This is a genomic window from Actinoplanes sp. DH11 (genome assembly GCF_020873875.1).
Taxonomy (GTDB): Bacteria; Actinomycetota; Actinomycetes; order Mycobacteriales; family Micromonosporaceae; genus Actinoplanes.
Genome location: NZ_JAHWGU010000021.1, coordinates 50,726 through 74,482 on the forward strand (window position 1 = coordinate 50,726; position 23,757 = coordinate 74,482).

Sequence of the window (23,757 nt, forward strand, 5' to 3'; positions counted from 1 at the left end):
CAGCCGGCGCTAGTTGTCGGTGTAACTGAAGGTCGCGGCGGCGGTGAACCGGCTCGGGGTGCCGCTGCCCGACGTGAAGGTCACCGCCACCGGACCGGCCTCGTCGGACGCCGGCACGACGCAGACGAAGGACGGGCTCAGGGTGCTGCCCTGCCGGGTGCACTCGGCAGGGTTGTCCCCGAACCGGAAATCGGACGCCTCGGCGATGTTCGCGCCGGCCGCCCGGATCGTGGCCCGTACCCCGCCGGCCACGGTGGCGGTCTTCACCGACAGGCTTGTCACGACCGGGGCCAGCGTGATGGTGGCCGGTTCGCCCGCGACCGTGTCGTGCAGCACGGAGACCTGCGCGGAGTCCGCGGCGGTGGCCGGCACGGTGATCTTCAGCCGGTTCTCGTCGACGTGGAGCGCCGAGATCCGCCGGTTGTTGAACAGCACCGAGACGGCCTCCTTGCCGAAATCCTTGGCGGTCGCGCCGAGCGTGCCGCCGGTGACGGTCAGGATCACCGGGCCGCCACTGGCCTTGGCCACCGGGTTCGCCGACGTGTCGATGCCGAGCGGGGTCCGGTAGGTGACGACACTGCGGGTGCCGGCGGGACTCTCGCCACCGGCAGCGGTGACGGTCACCGGCGCGGCGCCGCTGCTGCCTTCCGGCACCACCGCCGTGATCCTGGTGATCGAGGTGACGGTGTACGAGGTGGCCGCCGCGCCGCCGAACGTGACCGCGGTGACCTCGGTGAAGTTGCGGCCGGTGATGGTGACCGTGGTGCCACCGGCGGTACTGACCTTGGCCGGGGTGATCCCGGAGACAGCCGGCAGCGGCGGCGCGGCAGCCCGGACGGCGCCGGCGGCCGCACCGGCCCCGGCGATCACGAAGACGCCTGCCGCGACGGCGGCCGAGCTGCGGAGCATGGCGGACATGGTGGCTCCCTCAGTCGAGGTCGGTGTAGGCGAAGGTGGCGGCGGCGGTGAAGCGGCTCGGTTCCCCGGCGGCCGAGGTGAAACTCACCGCCACCGGGCCGGCCGCGGTGGTGGCCGGGACGGTGCAGATGTGGACCGTCGGCTTCTGGGCGGTGCAGGTGGCCGGGTTGGCGCCGAACATGAAGCCGGTGGGCTCACCGGTGCCGGCCACGGTGACCTTCACCGTCTTCCCGCCGGCCACGGTGCCGACGGCCGGCGAGAGCGCCGTCACCACCGGCGCCACCGGGAACGTGACCACCGGGCCGGCGAGGGTGTCCTGCACCAGCTGCAGGTCCGCGGTCGCGGTGGTCATCGCGGGCAGGGTCACCCGCAGGTGGGTGGCGTCGACGTAGGCGGTGGTCAGCTTCCGGGTGCCCATCCGGACCGAGATCCTCTCGGCGGTGAACGCCTTGGCGTCGGCGCCCAGGGTGCCGCCGGTGACCGCCAGGACGTGCTGGCCGCCGCCGGCCCGGACGAATTGCCGGCCGTCGGCGGTGTCCAGGCCGAGCGGTCCCCGATAGCTGACCCGGGCCACGTCGGACGCCGGACTTGTCCCACCGGCCGCCGTGACCCGGACCGCGGCGTAACCGGCGGCACCGGGCGGTGCCACGGCGTTGATCTGGGTCGCCGACACCACCGTGAACGAGGCCGCCGGGGTGTCACCGAAGGCGACCGCGGACGGGTCCGCCGGGTCCACGCCGAGGAAACCGGCACCGGTGATCTGCACGGTGGCGCCGCCGGCCGTCTCGATCCTGGCCGGTGCGACCCGGGTGACCGACGGGAGGTAGTTGACCGTGCCGGTCGACTCGGGGCCGGCCAGCCCGTCCTGGGCGAGCACGATCGGGACGGCGGCGGCCCGGGTTGTCGCCGGTACGGTGATCCGGACGTGCTCCGGGTCCACCCAGGCGACGGTCGCGGTGGTCCCGCCGACCTTGGCGGTGATCTTCATGGCCCGGAACTCGGCGGCCGTCGCGCCCGCGGTGCCGCCGGTGACGGCGACGACGATCGAGGTGCCCCCGGCGGCGCCGGCCTCGACGCTGTCGAACTCGACGCCCAGCGGGGTCCGGTACCTGAAGTCCACGGTCGCGGTCCCGGCGCCGTAGATGCTCTTCACCCGGACGGCAGCGGCACCGTTCGCGCCGGGCGGGCTGATCGCCAGCAGCTCGACGTCCGACACGATCACGAATCGGGTCGCCGGGACGGCACCGAACATCACCGCCTCGGGGTCGTCGCGGCTCAGCTCGCTGAGGTTCCGGCCGCGCACCGTGACGGCGGTGCCGCCGGTGACCGGGCCGGAGTCGGGCTCGAGGCGCGCGACCACGGGAAGGTAGTCGGCTGCGGTCCGGGTCCGTGCGGATCCGGGGGCGCCGCCCGCGGCGAGGACCGTGCCGGGGTGCACGACCACCACGGCGAGCCCGGCGACCACGGCGGTGGCGAGTGCGGTGGCCCGGCGGGCCCGTGTGCGGTAGCTCACGAAGCTCTTATCGGCCGCCGGGCCGCCGTCTTTCGCGGAATCAGCCGAGCAGCGTGCTCAGCACCTCGATCGCGTGATCCACCGCGGCGTCGTCCAGGTCGAGGTGGGTGACCACCCGCGCGGTCCGCGGCAGCATGGCGGCGATCAGCACGCCCCGCTTGGCGGCCTCTGCGGCAAGCGTCGGCGCGTCCAGGGCCGACTTCGACAGATCCAGGGGTACGAGGTTCGTCCGCACCCGGCCCGGCTCCACCACCCCGAACGGGGCGAGTGCCTCGGCGATCCGGTACGCCCGGTCGTGGTCCTCGGCGAGCCGCTGGATGTGGTGGTCCAGCGCGTACCGCCCGGCGGCCGCGAGGATGCCGACCTGGCGCATCCCGCCGCCCATCCGCTTGCGCAGGGCCCGCGCCCGGGCGATCCGCTCGCGACTGCCCACGACGAGGGAGCCGACCGGCGCGCCCAGGCCCTTGGAGAGGCAGACCGAGAGGGTGTCGAAGAGGGCACCGTACTCGGCGAGCGGCACGCCGTCGGCGACGTGCGCGTGCCAGATCCGGGCGCCGTCGCAGTGCAGGGCGACCCCGTGCGCGTCGGCCACGGCTCGCAGGTCCGCCAGGACCGAGAGCGGCACCACACCGCCGCCGCCGAGGTTGTGGGTCTGCTCCACGGCGATCGCCGACGTCGGGACCGAGGGGTAGCCGGCCGGCCGGATCATCGCGGCGATCCGCTCGGCGTCCAGCAGGGCGCCGTCGGAACCCCAGGTGCGGGTGGAGATGCCTCCGAGCACCGCGGCGGCGCCGAGTTCGTAGGTCACCACGTGCGCGTCGGCGCCGGCCAGCAGCTCGCCGCCGGGCGGGACGACGAGTTGCAGGGCGATCTGGTTGGCCATCGTGCCTGACGGGGCGAACAGGGCCGCCTCGTGCCCGAAGAGCGCCGCGACGTGGTTCTCCAGCGCGTTGACGGTCGGGTCGTCACCGAAGACGTCGTCGCCGACGGCCGCGGTCGCCATCGCCTCGCGCATCCCGGCGGTGGGCCGGGTGACGGTGTCCGAGCGCAGGTCAGCCACGAAGCATCTCCGCCACCAGGAACGCCAGCTCCAGGCTCTGCTGGGTGTTCAGGCGCGGGTCGCAGGCGGTCTCGTAGCGGCCGGGCAGGTCGAGGTCCTCGATGCCCTGCGCGCCGCCGAGGCACTCGGTGACGTCCTCGCCGGTCAGCTCGATGTGGATGCCGCCGGGGTGGGTGCCGAGGCCGCGGTGCACCTCGAAGTAGCCGAGCACCTCGTCGACGACCCGGTCGAAGTGCCGCGTCTTGTACCCGTTCGAGGACTCGTGGGTGTTGCCGTGCATCGGGTCGCACTGCCAGACGACCTTGGCGCCGGTCGCGGTGACCTTCTCCACGATCGTCGGCAGCACGTCGCGGACCTTGCCGTTGCCCATCCGGCTGATCAGGGTGAGCCGGCCGGGGATGTTGTCCGGGTTGAGCTTCTCGCACAGCTCGATCGCGGTCTCCGGGCTGGTGCCCGGGCCCAGCTTCACGCCGATCGGGTTGGCGATCCGGCTGATGAAGTCGATGTGCGCGTGGTCGAGCTGCCGGGTCCGCTCGCCGATCCAGAGGAAGTGGCCGCTCAGGCCGTAGGCCCGGCCGTCCGAGACCCGGGTGAGCGCCCGGTCGTACTCCAGGGCCAGCGCCTCGTGCGAGCAGTAGAGGCTGACCGTGCGCAGCGCCTCGGCGTCGGTCATGCCGCAGGCCCGGATGAAGTCGAGCGCGCGGTCGATCTCGCGGGCGATCGCCTCGTAGCGCTCGCCGGCCGGCGAGGCCCGGACGAAGTCCTTGTTCCAGTCGTGCAGCCCGTGCAGGTCGGCGAGCCCACCGGCCAGGTAGGCGCGGAGCATGTTCATGGCGGCGGCGGAGTTCGCGTACGCCCGGATCATCCGCTGCGGGTCGGCGATCCGGGCCGCCTCGTTCGCGTCCAGCGAGTTGATCAGGTCGCCCCGGTACGCCGGGAGGCCCAGCGAGTCCGTCGGGGACGACCGGGGCTTGGTGTACTGCCCGGCGGCCCGGGCCACCTTGACCACCGGCATCGACGCGCCGTACGTCAGCACCACCGCCATCTGCAGCAGCGTGCGCGCGTTGGCGAGCAGGTGGCTCTCGGTGTTGTCGGCGAACGTCTCGGCGCAGTCGCCGCCCTGGAGCAGGAACGCCCGCCCCTCGCAGACCTCGGCGAGCTTGACCCGCAGCTGGTCCACCTCGTACGGCGCGACGATCGACGGGACGTTGTCGAGGACCTTGCAGACCTCGGCGACCTCGGCCATGTCGGGCCACGGTGGCATCTGGACCCGCGGCAGCGTACGCCAGTGGTCGAGGCCGAGAGCAGCGTCCTCGGCGGAATCGGTCGACGGGCGGGACGTCTGAAGTGCCGGGTTGCCCACCCCCGGGTGACTGAGCTGATGCCACTCACGGCGCATGGGCAAAGCCTACGGAAGAGGGGCACCGGGCCTGCGCCCGGTGCCCCTCGTTCTCACTACCTGACTACAGGTTGCCCTTGATGGCCGTGATCAGCTCACCGTTGGCGGTGTCACCGGAGAGCTCCCAGAAGAACGCGCCGCCGAGACCCTGGTTCTTGGCGTACGTCATCTTGCCGGCGATCGTCGACGGGGTGTCGTAGCTCCACCAGTTGCCGCCGCAGAAGGCGTACGCCGTGCCGGCGACCGTGCCGGTCGGCGGGCACTTGGTCTTCAGGACCTTGTAGTCCTCGATGCCCGCCTCGTAGGTGCCCGGTGCGGCACCCGTCGCCGAGCCGCCCGGCGCGGCCTGGGTGACCCCGGTCCAGCCCCGGCCGTAGAAGCCGATGCCGAGCAGGATCTTGCTGGCCGGAACGCCCTTGCTCTTCAGCTTCTGTACTGCGGCGTCGGAGTTGAAGCCGGCCTGCGGAATGCCGTTGTACGAGGTCAGCGGCGAGTGCGGGGCGGTCGGGCCCTGCGCGTTGAACGCACCGAAGTAGTCGTAGGTCATCGGGAAGACCTTGTCGAGCTTCGCGATGCCCGCGGCGTAGTCGGCCACGTCCAGCTTGCCGCCGTTGCTGCCGTCGGCGGAGATCGCCGAGGTGATCAGGTTGTTCGAACCGAACTTGGTGCGCAGGGCGGTGAGCACGTTGGCGTACGCGGCCGGGCCGCTCGTGTCACAGCTCAGGCCACAGGCGTTCGGGTACTCCCAGTCGATGTCGATGCCGTCGAAGACGTCGGCCCAGCGCGGGTCCTCGACCAGGTTGTAGCAGCTCTCGGCGAACGCGGCGGGGTTCTTGGCCGCGTCACTGAAGCCACCGGACCAGGTCCAGCCGCCGACCGAGTAGATCACCTTGAGGTGCGGGTACTTGGCCTTGAGCTTGCGCAGCTGGTTGAACGAGCCACGCAGCGGCTGGTCCCAGGTGTCCGCGACGCCGTCGACGCTCTCCGCGGCGGTGTACGCCTTCTCGTAGTCCGCGTAGGAGTCACCGATGCTGCACTTGCCGCCGGTGGTGTTGGCGAACGCGTACAGGATGTGGGTGAGCTTGGCGGCGGAGCCGGACGTGTCGATGTTCTTCACGTGGTAGCCGCGGCCGTAGACGCCCCACTCGGCGAAGTAACCGACGACCCACTTGCTGCCGGTCGGCGGGTTCGTGGTCGGCGGCGTCGTCGGCGGGGTGGTCGGGGGCGTTGTCGGCGGCGTCGTGGGCGGCGTCGTCGGCGGGGTGGTGGGCGGCGTGGTGCCACCCTCGCAGACCCCGCTGTCGGTCCAGACGGCCCACTGGGAGCTGTTGGTCGCCGGGGACTCGTTCTGAGTCCACCACTTGGCGGTGTAGTTGTGACCGTTCAACGAGGCGACGTTGCCCTTGTTGTAGACGGCGGACGAGGTCCAAGCGGGGGCACAGGCGGCGGCTGCGGACGCCGACACGGCCGGGACAGCCAGGCTGCCCGCGACCACGACGACGCCGGCGAGCAATGCCCGGCGGGCGGTTTTAAGCACGGGGATGTCTCCTCAACAGTTAGGAAACTTTCCAAAGAGAGGGATGCAGAGACCGTAGTCACATCGATTAACAACAGTCAAGCAAGGTGAGGACCTTTAAGGTCTCTTTAACAACGGGATGCTGACGATGACCGCGTGCACTCGGACAGGCACTACGCGTAGTCTTAGATCATGACCATCTTCGACGTCAGCATTGGCGCCCTCACCGGTGGCGCGACCGAATTGGACCGTTACCGCGGCTCGGTCGTCCTGGTGGTCAATGTGGCCTCACGCTGCGGTATGACCCCGCAGTACTCTGCGCTCCAGACCCTCTACGACACCTATCGCGACCGGGGACTTGTCGTGCTCGGCGTGCCGTGCGACCAGTTCGCCGGCCAGGAGCCCGGCAGCGCCGAGGAGATCGACGAGTTCTGCCGGGTCAACTACGGCGTCACCTTCCCGATGACCGAGAAGGTCGAGGTCAACGGGCCCGGCCGGCACCCGCTCTACACCGAGCTGGCCGGCGACGGCGAGGACATCCGGTGGAACTTCGAAAAGTTCGTGGTGGCCCCGGACGGCACGGTCGCGGCACGGTTCTCACCGGCCACCCGGCCGGACGACGACGATCTGGTGGCCACGATCGAGAAGCTGCTTCCCCCGCCCAGCCACCGATGAGCATCCACGTCATCGGGGTCGACGCGTACGCGCTCGGCTGGGTCGGCGTCGAGCTGCGGGACGGCGCGTTCGGCCGTGCGGTGCTCGCGGCCACGCTCTACGAGATCGTCGCGGGCAGCTCCGGAGCCGCCGTGATCGGTGTGGACATCCCCCTCGGCATGCTCCCGGACCGGTGGCGGGCCGCCGACACGCTCGCCGCCGACCAGCTCGGGCCGCGCCGCAACAGCGTCTTCCGGGTGCCGCCCCGCGCGGTCTGGCAGGAGCACGACTTCGCGTCGGCGAACCGGCTGTGCCGGGAACTGACCGGTGCCGGGCTGAGCCGGCAGTCGTGGGCTCTGCGGCCCAAGCTGCTCGAGGCGAACGCCATCTGGGAACGGCACCCCGGGCTGCTCTTCGAAGCGCACCCGGAGCTGTCCTTCCGGACCATGGCGGGCGAGCCGATCCCGTACGCGAAGAAGACCTGGAGCGGGCAGGCCCGCCGCCGGGAGCTGCTGGCCCGCAACGGGATCGTGCTGCCCGACCGGCTCGGGCCGGCGGGCCAGGCACCCCCGGACGACATCCTGGACGCCGCCGCGGTGGCCTGGACCGCCCACCGGGTCGCGAGCGGCACCGCGCTCAGCCATCCCAGCCCACCGGAGGAGGACGGCGCCTCCCGGATCGCCATCTGGTACTGAGAATCCACAGAGGAACGCGGATTGTAACGGTTTCGCTACCATCCGCGCTTCCCTCATTCGTGCGGATCACCACGCGGCGTCTGCTTTGTAAACTGTCGTCGCACCAGCACCGACGGTATTCCCGCGAGTGGTAGGTGACCGCGCATGAGGGTCCAGCCCCGGCAGCAGCTTCTGAAGATCTGGCAGGCGGTGGTGGAGCACTCCTACCACGACGGCGAGTGGCAGTGGGGCGGCCGGGACGGCCGCAACTCCATCAGTGACGCCGAGCAACTGCTCTGCATCCTCGGCCCGGCCACCGAGGTCGACCAGTTCACCCTGGACTCGCCGGCTCGGGTCGCCGACGACGTGCTGACCGTGATGCGGCCGCTCGGTGGCATGGTCGACGCCCCGCTCACCCTGATGGACGCGGTCGAGTCGTACCTGACCACCTACACCGACAAGAACGGCACGCCGGTCTTCTCGGCGGAGAGCTACTTCCGGGACCTCACCGGCGACGAGCTCGCCCAGCTCCACCCGGGCCAGCTCGCGCAGCCCGTCGTCGACTCCTTCGCCATCTCGCTGTCGCTGTCGCTGGCCGCCATCGGCTTCGCCCGCCAGTTCCGGAAGATTTTGAAACGGCGCAGCTACCTGGAGGACATCGACCGTCTGGAGGCGCTGGCGAGCAAGCGTCTCTCCGCGGCGATGGTCGGCCTGCTACGCAGCTTCACCGTCGACATCTTCGACGTGGAGTCCCGCAGCGGCCTCGCCCTGCGCCGCACCGTCAACCAGCGCGGCATCTCCAGCCCGCGCGTCGTGCCGCGGCTGCAGGAGTCGCTGCAGGAGATCCGGGCCAGCCTGCGCGACGTGACGATGGGTTCCGGCGCCGGCCTCGCCGACGAGCTCGACCGGCCGGACCGCCTCTTCGAGTGCGGATGGAGCTGGGGCATCGTCCGCGACGCCCCGCCGATCAGCACGACCCAGGAGGTCGGCGACCAGGCGGCGGGGCTGGCCGAGCCCGCACCGTACATCTACTTCACCGTGGTCGCCCTGGACGCGATCGAAGCGCTCTTCTCCCCGCGCACCCGGCAGCTCGGCCTGCTCAACGAGGAACAGTCCCGGCTGGCACAGGGCCTGCAACTGCGCTGGGACCTCACCCAGTCGTACTGGTCGAAGATCGCGGTGCCGGGCGGCGGCGGCCGCTGGCCGCTGGAGGACATCCCCTGGCAGCGCATCACCGAGAAGGAGTCCGACTACTTCAGCCTGCACGTCTCCTCGATCGTGGTGCAGGACCTGGTCCGCAAGCGCGCCGGCGACGCCGAACTGGACCGGGTCGGCAAGGTCCTGGAAGAACTGGCCAACCGGTCCCGGATCAACCGCCGGGTGTTCGCCGGCGACCAGTCCTACCAGCTGCACGCGCCCGGCTTCCCGATCAGTCTGGGCGGCAGCGACGACCTCGGCGGCCCGCGGCTCACCTGGGTGATGTCCGACTTCGCACCCCTGCTGCTCAAGCGGACCATCAGCCTGGCCGGACTGCTCGGCGACCCGCAGCTGCGCGGCCGGATGCTCGCGCTCGCCGACGAGATCTGGGCCCACCTGGACACCCGCCGCCTGCGCGACGACCGGCGGTACGGCCTCTGGGACCAGCCAAGCCTGGCCTTCGAGGAATTCAGCGTCGTCTATCAGGCGCCGTCCTGGTACCACACGAAGCGCGTGGTCGACTGCCTGATCACGGCGGCTCAGGTGATCAACGAGCCACCGCTGCGCAGCGACGACCTCGCCGACTTCGCGGCCGAGCTGCTGAGCGAGGCGGAGCACCTGTACGACCAGGAGCTGCTCCGCGGTGCGCCGAACGGCGGCGAGGCCATGCAGCTGGAGTTGCAGGCGCTGGCCGCCAAGCTCAAACGGTCCCGGTCCATCCTCGACGAGAAACCGGGCACCGCCTCGGCACTGGCCGGCGAGGTGCTGCTCAACCTGGACCGGTTCGCCGCGGCCCGCGACGGCGAGTCGTGATGCTGGTCTTCGCGACCTCCGACAAGGGAGGGACCGGCCGGTCGGTGACCACCAGCAACGTGGCATATCAGAGCGCGATCGCCGGCAACGACGTCTGCTACCTCGACTTCGACTTCGGCTCGCCGACCGCGGGGGCGGTCTTCGACGTCGACGCCGGGCGCCTCGGTGTGCGCGAGGGCGGCCTGCACTCGTACCTGCTGGGCCGGGTGGCCGAGCCGCGGCGCATCGACGTGTTCACCGGCACCGAGCGGACGAGTGTGCGCGAGCGGCCGTACAGCGCCGGCCGGCTGGAGCTGCTGCCCGGTGACGCCGGCGTCGGCGAGTTCCCCAGCGGCCCCGACCTGGTGCGCCGCTGCGCCGGCCTGCTCGGCCGGTTGAACAGCGAGTTCGAGGTCTGCTTCGTCGATCTGAGCGCCGGGCGGTCGTACGCGCTGCAGATGGTCCTGGCCGCGGTGCGCCAGCTGCACGGCGTGCAGAGCCGCTGGCTGGTCTACCACCGCTGGACCAAGCAGCACGTCCTGGCCGCCGCCGCCCTGGTGCACGGCGAGCACGGCATCCTGGACACCGGCGCCGACCTCGGGCACGACCGCGAAGAGCTGCTCGCCTCGCTGCGGTTCGTCCGGACCGCCACGGTCGACCCGGCCCGGCCCGGTGTCACCGCGCAGCAGGCCGTCTGGATCGAGAAGTGGGACAGCGAACTCCGGTCGCTCGCCCAGGCCGAGGGCGCCGGCCCGCTGGCGCTGCTGCACACCGTGCCGCTCGACCCGCTGCTCCAATGGCACGAGCAGCTGATCACCAACGACGACGTGCAGTTCCGCGGCATCGCCAACGCCGCCACCGCCGACGCCTTCAAGAAGCTGGCCGAGTTGATCGTCGACGACAAGGCCTGGGAGGTGCGATGACGGAGCCGGCGGCACACTTCACCGAGCGGTCCGCCCAGCCACGCGTCGAACAACTCCCCCTGTCGCATCTCTCGATCGAACTGGGCCACCTCTACAAGGAGGACTTCGCAGCCGGCATCGAGCAGCTGCGCAAGCACTTCGCGGGGGTCCGGCCGTGGGCCGCCGCCGCGCGGGAACGCCTCGGCGACAGCCTGCCGCCGGGCCGGCCGCAGCGGGTCAGCACGTGCTTCCTCATCGACGACTACTTCGACGAGTTCAGCAGCCCCGACGAGGTGATCACCGACCTGGTCGAGGCGGCCGGCGCCAGCGGGCTCACCATCGACTACGTGGCCCGCGAGGCCGGCTGCGCGGTCGCCGGCGACGTGCGCCCGGCCGAACTCGTCCTGGACCGCCTGGTCGCCGACCCGCCGCCGGGCACCGACGGGCTGTGGCCGCCACCGCAGGAGAGCGGCTGGCTGACCAACGGCGACCGGCCGCCCGGCTCGTCGGCGGCACCCGCGATGAGCAGTGAGCACGGCTTCCGGCCGCCGACCGAGAACGCCAAGAACCGCCATTCGATCTTCTTGGCCGTCGAGATCTTCTCCGCCACCGGCACCGGCCGGCAGTGGTCCTGCCCCTACCTCGCCTCGGTCTGGCAGCTGCTGCGGCTCGGCATGCTGCGGCACGACGGCCGGCCGGTGGCGCCGCCGCAGCCGAGGGGCGACCGGTTGCCGCGGACCTGGGCGGAGATGCCGGCGGTGCTGCGGCTCAACCCACAGGCGCACCCGTTCAGCGCCTACCGCACGACGTCCGTGCTGGCCCGCCGTTTCCAGAACATCGAGGCGGCGGTCGGCGTGGTGCTCAGCCAGGTGGCCGCCGACGAGGAGGTGCAGGCCCAGGTGCGCACGCGCGCCACAGGCGAAGGCATCACGCTCCCGGACGACCTGGTGCAGCGCATCGCGTACGTCTTCGACGTCGACACCGAGGTCCTCTGACCCGCCTCCTGGGGGCTCTCCCCGTGGTTGTCACTCCACCAGGGGACGGACCTCGCGCGCGACGAACCGGACGAAACCTTCGAGGTCGGGTTCGTCGGCGGTGGGTTGCAGGATCACCGCGTCGGCTCCGGCGTCCCGGTAGCGGTTCACCACCGCGGCCACCTCGGCGGCGCCACCGACCGCCGTGGTCCCGCCCTCGTCGGACTCGCCCCAGAACTCGAGTTCCCGGGCCATCCGCGCCCCGGCGTCCGGGCCGGTGGCCGCGTGCACGTAGACCGTGACAGCCGCGGCCGCCGCCCGAACGGCGGCCACCTCCGCCGCCGGCGTGCCGGCGGTCAGCAGGATGCCGTCGGCGACCTCGCAGGCGAGCGCCCGCGTCTTCGGCCCGGTCGCACCGGCGTAGACCCGGGCCGGACCCAGCGGCGGATGGTCCAGCTTGACCCCGTCCAGCTGGACGTAACGACCCGAGGTCGTCACCGTCTCCCCCGCCAGCAGCGCCTTCAACGCCTCGATGTGCTCGCGCAACAGGGTCAGCGGCGAACCCACCCGCGCGCCGACCTGCCCCATCCAGTCCTGGACGCCGTGCCCGAGCGTGATGATCGCCCGGCCGGGGAAGAGCCGGTGCAGCGTGGCCGCCTCCATGCCGAGCACCGCGACGTTGCGGAACGGCACCGGCAGCAGCCCGATGCCCACCGTCAGCCGCTCGGTCCAGGCGAGCGCGGCGGCCGCGGTGGCGATGCCGCTCTCCAGGAAGCAGTCCTCCCAGAGCCACAGTTCCTCGAGGCCGGCCTCGTCGGCGGCGCGGGCGACGGACCGGAGGCGTTCGGGCGGGTTCTGCGGGCGGAAGACCACACCGAGAGTCGTCATGACGGTCGAGCCTAGCCGCGGCGGCCGCGGCGACGTGGTCAGGCGATGTCCTGCCGCGGGCGGGAGACCTCCCACAGTTCACGGAAGCGTTCGCTGCGCTCGTCGACCCGGCTCGGACGCAGCACCAGGCGGGTGTTGACCACGATCGGCGGGGTGTTCTCGTCGATCCACGAGCCGGTGGTCACCTCGTAACTGATCACCTGGTCGAAGAGCACGAAGTCGAAGAGCGACGTCCGGCGCAGGTGGGTCGCCGTGGAGAGGTCGAGGATGCGGACCTCGACGCCGATGTCGGCGTGCTGCCGGTAGATCTTGTCGAGCGCGTTCTCGCCACCCGGGTCGGGCCGGTCCTGGATGAAGATCCGGCGGATCCGCACGCCGCGCTGCACGGCCTCCCGCTGCGCGTCCAGGTAGCGCTGGCCCAGGTCGGTCGCCCACATGCCGCCGCCGTCGACCGTGGTCAGGCTGGTGGCGTCGATGCCCTTCTCGGCCGAGTGGGTGAGGTTGAGCAGCCAGTCCCGATCCTCGCCGTCGTAGATGGCCTCGGCACCGTCACCGAGTTCCTTGAGGAACTCCGACAGCCGCTCCAGTTCGCGCCGCGCCAGCCGGTGGGCCAGGCCGGGTGAATCCGTGCCGATCTTCGTGGAGTGCCGGACCAGCTGACTGAGCAGCTCGGTCTGCACCGCGGACTCCTCGATCAGCCCGAACAGCTCGGTGGCCTCGCTTATCGCCCGGAACCGCTCGTCGACGCAGGCCCGGATCTGCCGCGCCTGGTCCACCTGGCCGACCTGCACCTCGCGCAACCGTCCCTCGAACGCGACCAGGAACTGCACCACCAGGGCGGAGCCACCGATCAGCACGGAGAGCGTGACCGACAGGATCGGGTCCTTCTGGGCCAGGTTGGTGAGGGTGAACGCCACCCCGCCGGTGACCAGCGCGATGGCGACCTTGCGCAGCACCTCGGAGAGGCGGCGGCCCGGACGGTCGGCCGGCATGGTCAGCCCGCTCACGACGCCGCCGGGCCGGCCAGGCGGCCGAGTTCGCGCAGGGTGCTCAGCGCCAGGTGGTCGCGGATGCGTTGCACCGCCGCACCCCACTGCCGGCCGAATCCGCCGCGCTGCTCGACCTGGTCCCAGAACGCCCGGCTGTGCGGTTCCAGCCGGGCGCCGGGCATCCACAGGTGCAGCAGGTGGTCGACGGCCGGCCGGAGCCGGTCCACGGCGGCCGCCGGGTCCGGGCCGGTCAGCGCGGCCCGGGTGACGATGCCGGTGAGCGTGGTCAGCAGCCAGTCGTGCAGGGCCAGGTCCTCGCAGAGCGCGAGCACGCCGGGCAGCTCGGTGCTGCGCGTGTGCAGCCGGACGGTGCGCTGGTTCGTGCCCTCCACGGTGAAGGAGAGCACGTCCTCGCCGGCCCCGACGACGGCGATCCAGCGCAGGGCGGTCTGCCGGCTCGGGAACGGCGCCCGCGAGTCGACGAGCGTGCTGGACCGGACCCGGTCGGCGGTGTGCGAGGCGATCGAGGCGAGGTTGAGCGTCGGTGGCGCCGGCATGCCGGTCAGGAACGCCTCGGCGGTGTCCCGCTCACGGTGCTTGCCGACGATCTCCACCGTGCCGGGCCGGGCCAGATAGTACGACCAGGGCAGCCGGCGGGGGTGCGGGCTGCGCCCGGTGACGGTACGCGCGGAGGCCTGGAGCACGTGCCCGCCGGTCAGCACCGCCCGGGTGGTGACCGTGCCGATCGCCCGGGCACTGCCGTGCGGCCCGGTCGCGATCCGGCAGTCCACACCGGTCAGCCGGTCCGGGGACACCACGTAGGACATCGGCCGGTCCGAGCGGAGCACCTGAGCGCCCGTGGTGAGGGCGAGTAATCGCTGGCACGCGTCCGCGGGCAAGGCCGTGGAGGACGGCAGCAACGACGTCAGCACCTCACCCAGAACCAGCATGCCCCGTGCCGCTCCCGTCTGGAAAATTTCCGACGTCGCCGTGCCCAAGAGTCGATTGCACCGCACCAGTCGGGATAGCGCAACGTCCCCGTATTGTCACCTTCCGCATTCATCTCACGTTCACCCTCGTCGATCAAGCGACGACTTCGACTAAAATGTGTCGATGAACCGCGGGACGGACGTGGTCGTCGTCGGCGCCGGAGTTTCCGGCTTGACCTGTGCGGTGCGCCTGGCCGAGGCCGGGCAGCGGGTGCTCGTCCGCAGCGCCCACTCCCTGCGCCGCACCACCTCGTGTGCGGCAGGCGCGATCTGGGGCCCGCACCTGGTGGCCCACGACCGCGCCGAGCACTGGGCCCTCGAGTCGCTCGCGGTCTTCCGGTGCCTGGCCGGCGACCCGGCCCGCACCGGGGTCCGGATGCGCACCGGGGTCGAGGCCGGCCGCCCCGGCCTGCCGGCGCCCGAGCCCGGTCCGGGCGCCGAGAACGTGACCGCCTGCGACCCGGCGACGCTGCCGCCGGGCTTCGCCAACGGCTGGCGCTACCGGGTGCCGCTGATCGACATGACCCGCTATCTCGCCTACCTGGCGGAACGGCTGGCCGAGGCGGGCGGCGAGGTGACGGTCGGCGAACCGGTCACCGCGACGGAACTGCCCCGGCTCGGCCCCGTCGTGGTCAACTGCACCGGACTGGGCGCCCGGACCCTGGTGCCCGGCGACCCGATCATGCCGATCCGCGGTGACCTGCTGGTGGTGCGGAACCCGGGGATCGACACGTTCTTCGTCGAGCACGACGACGACTCCGACGGCTTGACCACCTACATCCTGCCGCAGGGCGACCACGTGATGCTGGGTGGCAGCCGGCGCACCAACGACTGGTCGACGAACCCCGAACCCGCGGTGGAGCATGCCATCCTGGACCGCTGCGCCCTCGCCGAGCCACGGCTGGCCGGGGTCCGGACGATCGAGCACCGGGTGGGTCTGCGGCCGGTGCGGCCCCGGGTCCGGATCGGCGCCGACGAGCGTCATCCCCACGTCATCCACAACTACGGCCACGGTGGTGGTGGGGTGACCCTCTCCTGGGGCTGCGCGAAAGAGGTACTGGCGCTCACCGGCGACGCAACACGTACCATCCGTCAGCGCTGAAACTCGTCACCTCGTACCCCTGGTCGAAGGCCTTGCGGAACCCCAACCGCACGCCGAACCGCCAGGCCCGCGCCCGCGCCGGGTCGTCCGTCCGCAGCTTCTCGATGTTCGCCGGGGTGGGCACCAGGCAGTAGGTGCCGCCGGGCAGGAAACGCACCGCCTCGGGGCAGGCGGCGAAATCCCAGTCGTCCGGGTCGGGTGGCGTGTCCACCTGATCGACCGGCGACCGGCCGGCGCCGAACTCCCAGTCGATCAGCAACCGGTCGGTCTCGTCGTCGTCATTGAGGCCGTCGTTGAGGCTGCCGTAGAGGTTTTCCTCGAACCGCTGCACCCGGGCGTGCAGTTTGGCGAGGTTGAAGTACGCGTTGCGGCGGACCAGCGGGTCATAGGTCCAGCGGATGACCGGCAGCCCCTCGGCCGCCGCCCATTTCGCCTCGTGCTGCTTGAGCAGGAAACCCAGGCCGGTCCCCTGGAAGTCCGGGTGCACCCCGACGATGTGCGAGTGCAGGTGCTTCCGGCCCCGGATCGCCACACCGGCCGCGACCATCCGGTCGTCCACGAAGAGCCCGGCGACGTAGTTGGCGGCCTCCGCCAGCGCCCACAGCGTCGACGCGTTGGTCAGGTCGACCGGCGAGTCCGTTTTCCACACCGTGCAGAGCAGGTCGACCATCTCCTCAAGCTCGCCGATCCGCTTGAGTTCCCGGAACTCCACCTGCCCGGCCGCCAGGCCGGGCGCCGCCACGGTCACCACCTCAGGCACCACCTCAGGCACCACCTCAGGCACCACCTCAGGCACCACCTCAGGCACCACCTCAGGCACCACCTCGCGCGCCATCGCGGTTGCCGTCTCGGTCGCCATCACGGTCGCCATGAGGAATCACCACATCGATCAGGGCCAACACCGGTCGCGCCAGCCTAGTCGCATGACGGGTCAAATCGCGAGGCCTCGCACGAAGGTGTCGAATACCGGTTTACCTACGTCTTCCAACGTAACTTGCTGTGCATGAAATGGTTACTAACTACTTCATTTCTTCAGCGATCTGCCGCGCGCGGTCACGGGCTGCTTCCAGGGCGGTGAGCATCGCCGCGCGTACCCCATGGTTCTCCAGCTCGCGGATCGCGGCGATCGTCGTGCCCGCCGGAGACGTGACCGCCTCCCGCAGCTCCACCGGGTGCGAGCCGGGCTGTCGCAGCATCACCGACGAGCCCAGCGCGGTCTGCACGACCAGCTCGTGGGCCGTCCGCCGGGGCAGGCCCAGCAGCACACCGGCCTCGATCATCGCCTCCGCCACCAGGTAGAAGTAGGCCGGCCCGGAACCGGAGAGCGCGGTCACCGCGTCCTGCTGCTTCTCCGGCACCCGCAGAGTCGCACCCAGCGGCCGGAACATGTCCTCGGCGACGTCCAGGTGCTCGTCCGTGGCGTGCGGGCCGCCCGAGACGGCGGTCATGGCGTGGCCGACCAGCGCCGGGGTGTTCGTCATGACCCGCACCACCGGCGTCCCCACCGGCAGCCGGGCCGCGAAGAAACCGGTGGTGAGCCCGGCACAGAGCGAGACCACCAGCTTGCCACCGGTCACCCCCGCGCCGATCTCGTCGAGGAGCGTCCCGGCGTCCTGCGGCTTCACCGCGATCGCGATGATGTCGGCCCGTGCCACCGCCTCGGCGTTGCCGGTGACCGTCACGCCGTACTTCTCCGCCAGCTCGGCACCACGCTCCGGCCTGCGGGCGGTGACCAGCAGGCGGTCGGCGGGCCGGCCGGAACGCAGCAGCCCAGACAGGACGAGCTCGCCCATCTTGCCGGTGCCGAGAACCGCGACGGTGTGCTGCGACAAGGTGTTTCTCCTCCACAGGCAACAGAAAAGGGCCGAAGGGTACGCCCCCCGGCCCTTTATCTAACAGGCTCAGTTGCCGAAGAAGACCTCGGCCTCTTCGTAACGCTCCAGCGGAACGGTCTTCAGCTCGCCGGTGCCCTCGATGAGCGGGATCCGGACGATGTCGGTGCCGCGCAGCGCCACCATCTTGCCGAAGTCGCCCTCGTTGACGGCGTCGATCGCCTGCAGGCCGAAGCGGGTGGAGAGCACCCGGTCGAACGCGGTCGGGGTGCCACCGCGCTGGATGTGACCGAGGACGACGGTGCGGGCCTCCTTGCCGGTCTTCTCCTCGATCTGCTCGGCGAGCCACTGGCCGATGCCGCCGAGGCGGACGTGACCGAAGGAGTCCAGCTCCTGGTTGTGCAGCACCATCTGACCGTCGAGCGGCTGCGCGCCCTCGGCGACCACGACGATCGGCGCGTACTCCACCTGGAAGCGCTTGGTCACGTACGTCGCGACCTGCTCCACGTCGAACTTGCGCTCCGGCAGCAGGATGACGTTGGCGCCACCGGCGAGGCCGGCGTGCAGCGCGATCCAGCCGGCGTGCCGGCCCATGACCTCGACGACCAGGGTGCGGTGGTGCGACTCGGCGGTGGTGTGCAGCCGGTCGATGGCCTCCATCGCGATGTTGACCGCGGTGTCGAAGCCGAACGTGTAGTCGGTGCCGTTCAGGTCGTTGTCGATCGTCTTCGGCACGCCGACGACGTTGACGCCCAGGTCGTGCAGCTTGGTCGCGACACCGAGGGTGTCCTCGCCGCCGATCGCGACGAGCGCGTCCACGCCCTGCTCGGCCAGGTTGGCCTTGATCTTCTCGACGCCACCGTCGATCTTGAACGGGTTGGTCCGCGAGGAGCCGAGGATCGTGCCACCGCGCGGCAGGATGCCACGCACCTCCGCGATGCCCAGCGGCTTCGTCAGACCCTCCAGCGGGCCCTTCCAGCCGTCGCGGAAGCCGACGAACTCGTGGCCGTAGGCGGTGACGCCCTTACGGACCACGGCACGGATGACCGCGTTGAGACCGGGGCAGTCGCCGCCACCGGTGAGCACGCCGATACGCATTTTTCTTCTCCCCTGGATCGGGTCGCGAGATGCGGATGGCCCTGCGGCCCCGGGGAACGACCAGTCGGCAGCGTTGCCGGGCCCGGGGGCGGGCCGCATCCGAACTGTAGTCGCCCCCGGTACCCCGGTCGAACGCGCCCCGCTAAAGCCTGACGGTTTCGTTCTCGCCCGCGTCCGGGGTCTTTCCGGTGACGGCCGCCTTCGCGTACCCCAGCATCGTGACGACCTTCGAACTGTGCGCCGACTCCCAGTACTCGGCGGTCTGCCCGGTGACTTTGACGAGCGTCAGGTTCGGCGTCTCCAGCCCTTCCGGGAACCACGCCTTCAGCGGCGCGCTCCACAGCTCCGCAGCCTTGCCCCGGTCGTCGACCCGCGAGGCCGCACCCGCGATCGACACCCAGTTGTTCTGCTTCGCGTCACTGAACGAGACGTTCACCTGCGGGTGCCGCCCGATCTGCTCGACCAGATCCGAGTCCGCGTACGTGAAGAACCACAGTTCCCCGTCGAACTCGACGTCCTGCAACGCCATCGGCCGGCTCACGTGCCGCATGTCCTCGGTCATCGTGGTCAGCATGCAGATCCGGGCGTCCTTCACCATCGCCTTGACCTTGTCGCGCCGTTCCTGCTCCAGCTCGGTACCGGTCACGTCAACTCCTCACATCGGGTAGGTGGCACCCTCCCCATACCCGTTACCTTTTTGATCGTCCCCTCCGGGGACTGCTCGGTCGCTCGGTCCGGTATGACTTACTGCCCCTAATAGAGGGCGAACGGGGTGCTCGGTGAGGTTCTCGGACGTCTTTACTGCCCTTGATCTATGAGGTCTCACGACAGACGGACGACGGGACACCGGGCGCCCTGTTCTGGCGGTCCGGAGACGTCGCGTTGACGTCTGGGGTCAGTTGGACGTTCAGTCCTTTGGGTAGACCGGCGCGTTGTCGGCGTGTCCGGACCGCCGTTGTTCCGCTCGTGAAGGCAGGTTGCTGTTCGTGGTTCGAGCCCGCCCGCATGGTCGATACCTCATTCATGCTGAGCCGCTGAGCTCTGACGAGAGACTGGGGATCGTGCGTGTCGCTGGGATCGCGAACGGCTCATCGGAGGGTAGGCCCAGAGCCTCGCTATTAGGTCGCCGCGCGTTCCCGCCAGGGCTCTGACCAGTAATTACATCGTCATGTAGGCAATCCTGGGGAGGAGGACCGTGGTGCAGGTGTTCTGTGGCATTGATTGGGCTGAAGGACATCACGATGTGGCTCTGGTCGACGAGGCCGGACGGTTGGTCGCCAAGAAGCGGATCAAGGAGAGTGTCGAAGGATTCACACAGCTTGTGGAGGTGCTGGCCGCGGCAGGCGACAGCGCCGACGACCCGATCCCGGTAGGGATCGAGACCCCTCGTGGCCTGCTGGTCGCGGCCCTGCGAGAAACCGGCAGGCCGGTCGTCGCGATCAATCCCATGGCGGTAGCGCGTTATCGGGAGCGTCACGCGGTGTCGAGGGCGAAGTCGGATCACGCCGACGCGATGGTCCTGGCAAACATCCTGCGCACCGACCGTCACATGCACCGGGCTCTACCAGCCGACAGCGAACTCGCCCGCGCGATCGCCGTCCTGGCCCGCGCCCACCAGGACGCGACGTGGCAGCGGACCAGGGCCGTCCAGGAACTACGTTCTGTCCTGCGGGAGTACTACCCGTCGTTTCTCGCCGCGTTCGCCGGCAGCACCACCAACCTGGCTACGCCCTCGGCGCGTGCAGTGTTGGCGATTGCGCCGACTCCGGCCGCCGGCGCCCGGTTGACGCAGGCCAGGGTTGCGGCCGCGCTGCGCCGATCCGGCCGCCGGCGTGGCGTCGAATCCACCGCTACCGAGCTGCAGCAAGCCCTTCGGCAGCCCCAGCTGCGGCAGCCGCCGCTGGTCGAGCAGGCCATGGGTGTCCAAGCACTTGCGCTGCTCGCGGCCTTGGACACAGCGTGCAGCAACGTCGACCGGCTCGCCGAGGCCGTCGTTGAGGCGTTCCAGCAGCACCCGCACTACGACATCCTCGTCAGCTTCCCTGGCCTCAGCGAAACCGGCGCCGCCCGAGTGTTGGCAGAAATCGGTGACGACCGAGCCCGGTTCGGCGACGCGCGTGCGTTGAAGGCCTACGCCGGTTCCGCCCCCGTCACGAGAGCATCCGGCCGAAGCATCTCCATCACCCACCGCCGGATCAAGAACGACCGGCTGGCCGCCGCCGGATTCGTCTGGAGCTTCATGGCGATCACGAACCACCCACCAGCACGAGCCCACTACGACCAACGACGCGACCGCGGCGACCGGCACCCAGCCGCCCTGCGACACCTGTTCAACCGAATGCTCGGCCAGCTCCACCATTGCCTGACCACCGGCCAGCTCTACAACGAGGTCAAGGCGTTCGGCAGCTTGGAAGAGGCCGTCACCTGATAGACGCACTGTCGAGATCAGTAGCCGTACTCGTCGACGTCCAGCTCAGCGTGGGTCAGCTGGAGGAACGTCAAGGTGCGGGCATTCAGATGCCAGCCCAGCAGGGATGGCTGCTCCAGCGGCTTTGCCGGGACGTCGACAGGGTGGCTGAGGTCCTCAGCCTTAGCTGCAGGATGTTCGAACACCCGAACGACCTGCATCATCGCTGCACCCGGCACGCCATCAATCCGGTCGAGCTCGGCCGCGACGTCACCGATCATCGGGGCGTAGTCGAACAGCCGATCAACGATGCCGGTGATCTGCTCCTCCACCGTCAGCCCTGGCTTACGGCAAACGATCTTCCAGCGGTGAGAAGCGGGTCGCACCGGTTCCACGTGACGGCTGCCCTGGATCACGACCTCATCAGGATCAATCAGCAACCGCGCGGTGATCTCAGCGGCCGACACCTGGTTCGAGGAGAGCGCGAAGTAGGCGTACTGGTGCACGAGCATGCGCCGGACACTACTGATGGCACCACAGCAAGACCCTCGAATAACCGCTGGGACTTGACCCCTCGCGCTATCGGAGGTCTGTCGCACGCATGATCCGGGGGGTGTTGTCGCCGGGCCGGGTGGCGTCGGCGAGACCGCTGATAGGGACCCGGCCACCCGTTCCTGGGTAGGTCTCTCCGTAACGTGGCTGCCGGCAGTCCGACGCTCTGACCAGCGGCCGAGCCACGGTAGACGGTGGGAGGCGAGGCGTGACCAACGAGTTCGGCGTGTTCCTGGGCCTGGATGTCGGTAAGAGCGATCATCATGCGGTCGGGTTGGCGCCGGCGGGTAAGCGGTTGCACGATGCCGCACTGCCGAACACCGAGGCCGGGCTGCGGAAACTGTTCGACAAACTCGGTCGGCACGGCCGGATCCTGGTCGTGGTCGACCAGCCGGCCTCGATCGGTGCTCTCCCGGTGGCGGTCGCCCGTGCGTGTGGGCACCAGGTCGCCTATCTGCCCGGCTTGGTCATGCGCCGGCTCGCTGACCTGCACCCGGGGACCGCGAAGACCGACGCCCGCGACGCCTTTGTGATCGCCGACGCGGCCCGGACCTTGCCGCATACGCTGCGCCGGGTCGACGCCGGTGATGACACTCTCGCCGAGCTGGAGATGCTGGTCGGCTACGACGACGACCTCGCCGGCGAAGTCACCCGCATCGCCAACCGGATCCGCGGCCTGCTCACTCAGATTCACCCGCCGCTGGAGCGGGTCCTGGGCCCGAAAGTGCAGCATCCGGCCGTGCTGGAACTGCTGTCTCGCTGCGGCGGCCCGGCCGGGCTGCGCAAGACCGGCCGGTCGAAGCTGGCCGAGATCGTCAAACCCCGAGCTCCGCGGATGGGTGCCGGCTTGGTCGAGCAGGTCTTCACCGCTCTGGACGCCCAGACCGTGGTCGTTCCCGGCAGCACCGCGGCCGAGACCATCCTGCCGAAGCTGGCTGACAGTCTGCGTGAGCTGTTGAAACAGCGTGACGAGATTGCTGTTCAGGTCGAGGGGATGCTTGATGCTCACCCTCTTTCCACGGTCCTGATCTCGATGCCTGGCATCGGGGTCAGGACCGCAGCCCGGATCCTGTTGGAAGTCGGCGACATCGCCGCGTTCCCCACCTCCGGCCACCTGGCCGCCTACGCCGGCCTGGCCCCGGTCACCCGCCGCTCGGGCACCAGCATCCGCGGCGAACACCCGCCCAAGGGCGGCAACAAGCAGCTGAAACGCGCGTTCTTCCTGTCCGCGTTCGCGGCTCTATCCGACCCGCTCAGCCGGGCCTACTACGACCGCAAGAGAGCCGAGGGCAAGAAACACAACGCCGCCCTCATCTGCCTCGCCCGCCGCCGTGTCGATGTCCTCCACGCCATGCTCCGCACCGCAACGCCCTACCAGCACAAACCGGCAGAAAAGCTCACCCTCGCCGCTTGACAGAACCCATAGGGACACCCCCCCAAACCCAAGATCAAAATCCACGTCCAAGCCCATCCCTGGTACGCCCACCGCCACCGCCACCGCCACCGCCACCGCCACCGCCACCGCCACCGCCACCGCCACCGCCACCGCCACCGCCACCGCCACCGCCACCGCCACCGCCACCGCCACCGCCACCGCCACCGCGGATTGTCAGCCGGCGAAGCCGGCGCAGGACGGGTGGCGGCCCACGAAAGCGTCCGTTGAGTTTCAGCGGTGCCATAGCCCCCACCAGACTCCACAGAGCGCTTCGTGGAGTCCTGACAAGAACGGACCCTCATCACAAAGTCCACAAGCGCGACAAATCGTCACCCCCGATCGGCGTACAGCACCTGGGACCGGCCCGGCGACACCGGACGCCCCGCCCGGCCGAGATGTTGATCTGCTAGCGCTGCAATATTGCGGTTTCAACCCCATGATCACCGCGATTTCGCACCGCTAGCAGATCAACAAGCCGCGCAAAGCACCGCAGCGGGCCTCGGCTTCGACCGTCAGGGAACCAAGGGAAAGAAACGCCACGCCGCACTCGCCACGCCGCAGCATCGACGGCACGCCTGGCTGGACATAGACAACATGCGTGGCCGCACACCAGACAAACCAGGCTCAAGACGACCGACCTCAGGACGACTGAGCTCAAGACGGCCGAGCTCAAGACGGCCGAGCTCAAGACGACTGAGCTCAAGACGACTGAGCTCAAGACGGCCGAGCTCAAGACGACTGAGCTCAAGACGACTGAGCTCAAGACGGCCGAGCTCAAGACCGCCGATTCGTGGACGAACCGGTATGAGACGACTAGCACGAGACGACCGGGGCCCGGACGACCGGGGTCGGGACGACCGCGGCGG

Annotated in this window: 21 protein-coding genes; 8 read left to right on the top strand and 13 right to left on the bottom strand. The window is 70.2% G+C overall.

What is annotated here, in order from left to right; translation table 11 throughout:
- Nucleotides 1-9 precede the first annotated feature (9 nt).
- The 5 genes from LPA41_RS27410 to LPA41_RS27430 form a co-directional block, all read right to left on the bottom strand.
- Entirely contained in the window at nt 10-918 is a 909-nt protein-coding gene (locus LPA41_RS27410; protein WP_229073773.1) for an IPT/TIG domain-containing protein, read from the bottom strand.
- A 10-nt stretch (nt 919-928) separates the two neighbouring features.
- Entirely contained in the window at nt 929-2,431 is a 1,503-nt protein-coding gene (locus LPA41_RS27415) for an IPT/TIG domain-containing protein (RefSeq protein ID WP_229073774.1), read from the bottom strand.
- Between the two features lie 40 nt (nt 2,432-2,471).
- Nucleotides 2,472-3,491: a low specificity L-threonine aldolase gene (locus tag LPA41_RS27420; protein WP_229073775.1), complete on the bottom strand. Its 1,020-nt coding sequence runs from the start codon at nt 3,489-3,491 to the stop codon at nt 2,472-2,474.
- On the bottom strand, nt 3,484-4,890 hold the full coding sequence (locus tag LPA41_RS27425) for a class II 3-deoxy-7-phosphoheptulonate synthase (protein WP_229073776.1): 1,407 nt from the start codon (nt 4,888-4,890) through the stop codon (nt 3,484-3,486). The genes LPA41_RS27420 and LPA41_RS27425 overlap by 8 nt, the downstream gene beginning before the upstream one ends.
- Nucleotides 4,891-4,954: 64 nt before the next feature.
- Entirely contained in the window at nt 4,955-6,427 is a 1,473-nt protein-coding gene (locus tag LPA41_RS27430) for a glycosyl hydrolase family 18 protein (RefSeq protein WP_229073777.1), read from the bottom strand.
- A 171-nt stretch (nt 6,428-6,598) separates the two neighbouring features.
- On the opposite strand from LPA41_RS27430, the gene LPA41_RS27435 reads away from it, so the two are divergent.
- From LPA41_RS27435 to LPA41_RS27455, 5 genes are all read left to right on the top strand, one after another.
- Complete coding sequence (locus LPA41_RS27435) at nt 6,599-7,081, top strand: glutathione peroxidase (RefSeq protein WP_229073778.1); 483 nt, start codon at nt 6,599-6,601, stop codon at nt 7,079-7,081.
- Nucleotides 7,078-7,755 (top strand): DUF429 domain-containing protein, encoded by a 678-nt coding sequence (locus LPA41_RS27440; RefSeq protein WP_229073779.1) that lies wholly within the window; start codon nt 7,078-7,080, stop codon nt 7,753-7,755. The genes LPA41_RS27435 and LPA41_RS27440 overlap by 4 nt, the downstream gene beginning before the upstream one ends.
- Before the next feature lie 144 nt (nt 7,756-7,899).
- Nucleotides 7,900-9,744, top strand: coding sequence for an SCO2524 family protein (locus LPA41_RS27445; protein ID WP_229073780.1), 1,845 nt, complete (start codon nt 7,900-7,902; stop codon nt 9,742-9,744).
- On the top strand, nt 9,744-10,646 hold the full coding sequence (locus LPA41_RS27450) for an SCO2523 family variant P-loop protein (RefSeq protein ID WP_229073781.1): 903 nt from the start codon (nt 9,744-9,746) through the stop codon (nt 10,644-10,646). Before LPA41_RS27445 ends, LPA41_RS27450 begins: the two co-directional genes overlap by 1 nt.
- Entirely contained in the window at nt 10,643-11,620 is a 978-nt protein-coding gene (locus LPA41_RS27455; RefSeq protein ID WP_229073782.1) for an SCO2522 family protein, read from the top strand. Before LPA41_RS27450 ends, LPA41_RS27455 begins: the two co-directional genes overlap by 4 nt.
- A 30-nt stretch (nt 11,621-11,650) precedes the next feature.
- Here the strand turns inward: LPA41_RS27455 and LPA41_RS27460 are convergent, their stop codons facing one another.
- The 3 genes from LPA41_RS27460 to LPA41_RS27470 are packed head-to-tail and all read right to left on the bottom strand — an operon-like array spanning nt 11,651 to nt 14,426.
- Nucleotides 11,651-12,487: an LLM class flavin-dependent oxidoreductase gene (locus LPA41_RS27460; protein ID WP_229073783.1), complete on the bottom strand. Its 837-nt coding sequence runs from the start codon at nt 12,485-12,487 to the stop codon at nt 11,651-11,653.
- Between the two features lie 38 nt (nt 12,488-12,525).
- On the bottom strand, nt 12,526-13,494 hold the full coding sequence (locus LPA41_RS27465; protein WP_229073784.1) for a DUF6879 family protein: 969 nt from the start codon (nt 13,492-13,494) through the stop codon (nt 12,526-12,528).
- Entirely contained in the window at nt 13,491-14,426 is a 936-nt protein-coding gene (locus tag LPA41_RS27470) for an SCO2521 family protein (RefSeq protein ID WP_229073785.1), read from the bottom strand. The genes LPA41_RS27465 and LPA41_RS27470 overlap by 4 nt, the downstream gene beginning before the upstream one ends.
- Before the next feature lie 163 nt (nt 14,427-14,589).
- On the opposite strand from LPA41_RS27470, the gene LPA41_RS27475 reads away from it, so the two are divergent.
- Nucleotides 14,590-15,567 (top strand): FAD-dependent oxidoreductase, encoded by a 978-nt coding sequence (locus LPA41_RS27475; protein WP_229073786.1) that lies wholly within the window; start codon nt 14,590-14,592, stop codon nt 15,565-15,567.
- Here the strand turns inward: LPA41_RS27475 and LPA41_RS27480 are convergent.
- The 4 genes from LPA41_RS27480 to LPA41_RS27495 form a co-directional block, all read right to left on the bottom strand.
- Nucleotides 15,530-16,438 (bottom strand): GNAT family N-acetyltransferase, encoded by a 909-nt coding sequence (locus LPA41_RS27480; RefSeq protein ID WP_229073787.1) that lies wholly within the window; start codon nt 16,436-16,438, stop codon nt 15,530-15,532. The genes LPA41_RS27475 and LPA41_RS27480 overlap by 38 nt on opposite strands.
- A 148-nt stretch (nt 16,439-16,586) precedes the next feature.
- Nucleotides 16,587-17,399, bottom strand: a complete 813-nt coding sequence (gene proC, locus LPA41_RS27485) for a pyrroline-5-carboxylate reductase (protein WP_255690351.1) — start codon at nt 17,397-17,399, stop codon at nt 16,587-16,589.
- Nucleotides 17,400-17,468: 69 nt separating this feature from the next.
- Nucleotides 17,469-18,497 (bottom strand): 6-phosphofructokinase, encoded by a 1,029-nt coding sequence (locus LPA41_RS27490; protein WP_229073788.1) that lies wholly within the window; start codon nt 18,495-18,497, stop codon nt 17,469-17,471.
- A 142-nt stretch (nt 18,498-18,639) separates the two neighbouring features.
- A complete protein-coding gene (locus LPA41_RS27495; protein ID WP_229073789.1) occupies nt 18,640-19,143 on the bottom strand; it encodes a pyridoxamine 5'-phosphate oxidase family protein in 504 nt (167 codons plus the stop codon).
- 552 nt (nt 19,144-19,695) lie between these two features.
- Between LPA41_RS27495 and LPA41_RS27500 the strand changes: the two genes are divergently transcribed.
- The gene (locus tag LPA41_RS27500; RefSeq protein WP_229073885.1) at nt 19,696-20,925 is read left to right on the top strand and encodes an IS110 family transposase; all 1,230 of its coding nucleotides are present in this window, start codon (nt 19,696-19,698) and stop codon (nt 20,923-20,925) included.
- 17 nt (nt 20,926-20,942) lie between these two features.
- On the opposite strand, the gene LPA41_RS27505 is transcribed toward LPA41_RS27500, so the two are convergent.
- Nucleotides 20,943-21,416, bottom strand: a complete 474-nt coding sequence (locus tag LPA41_RS27505; protein ID WP_229073790.1) for a DUF4279 domain-containing protein — start codon at nt 21,414-21,416, stop codon at nt 20,943-20,945.
- A gap of 248 nt (nt 21,417-21,664) precedes the next feature.
- On the opposite strand from LPA41_RS27505, the gene LPA41_RS27510 reads away from it, so the two are divergent.
- The gene (locus LPA41_RS27510) at nt 21,665-22,870 is read left to right on the top strand and encodes an IS110 family transposase (RefSeq protein WP_229073791.1); all 1,206 of its coding nucleotides are present in this window, start codon (nt 21,665-21,667) and stop codon (nt 22,868-22,870) included.
- Nucleotides 22,871-23,757: the final 887 nt, after the last annotated feature.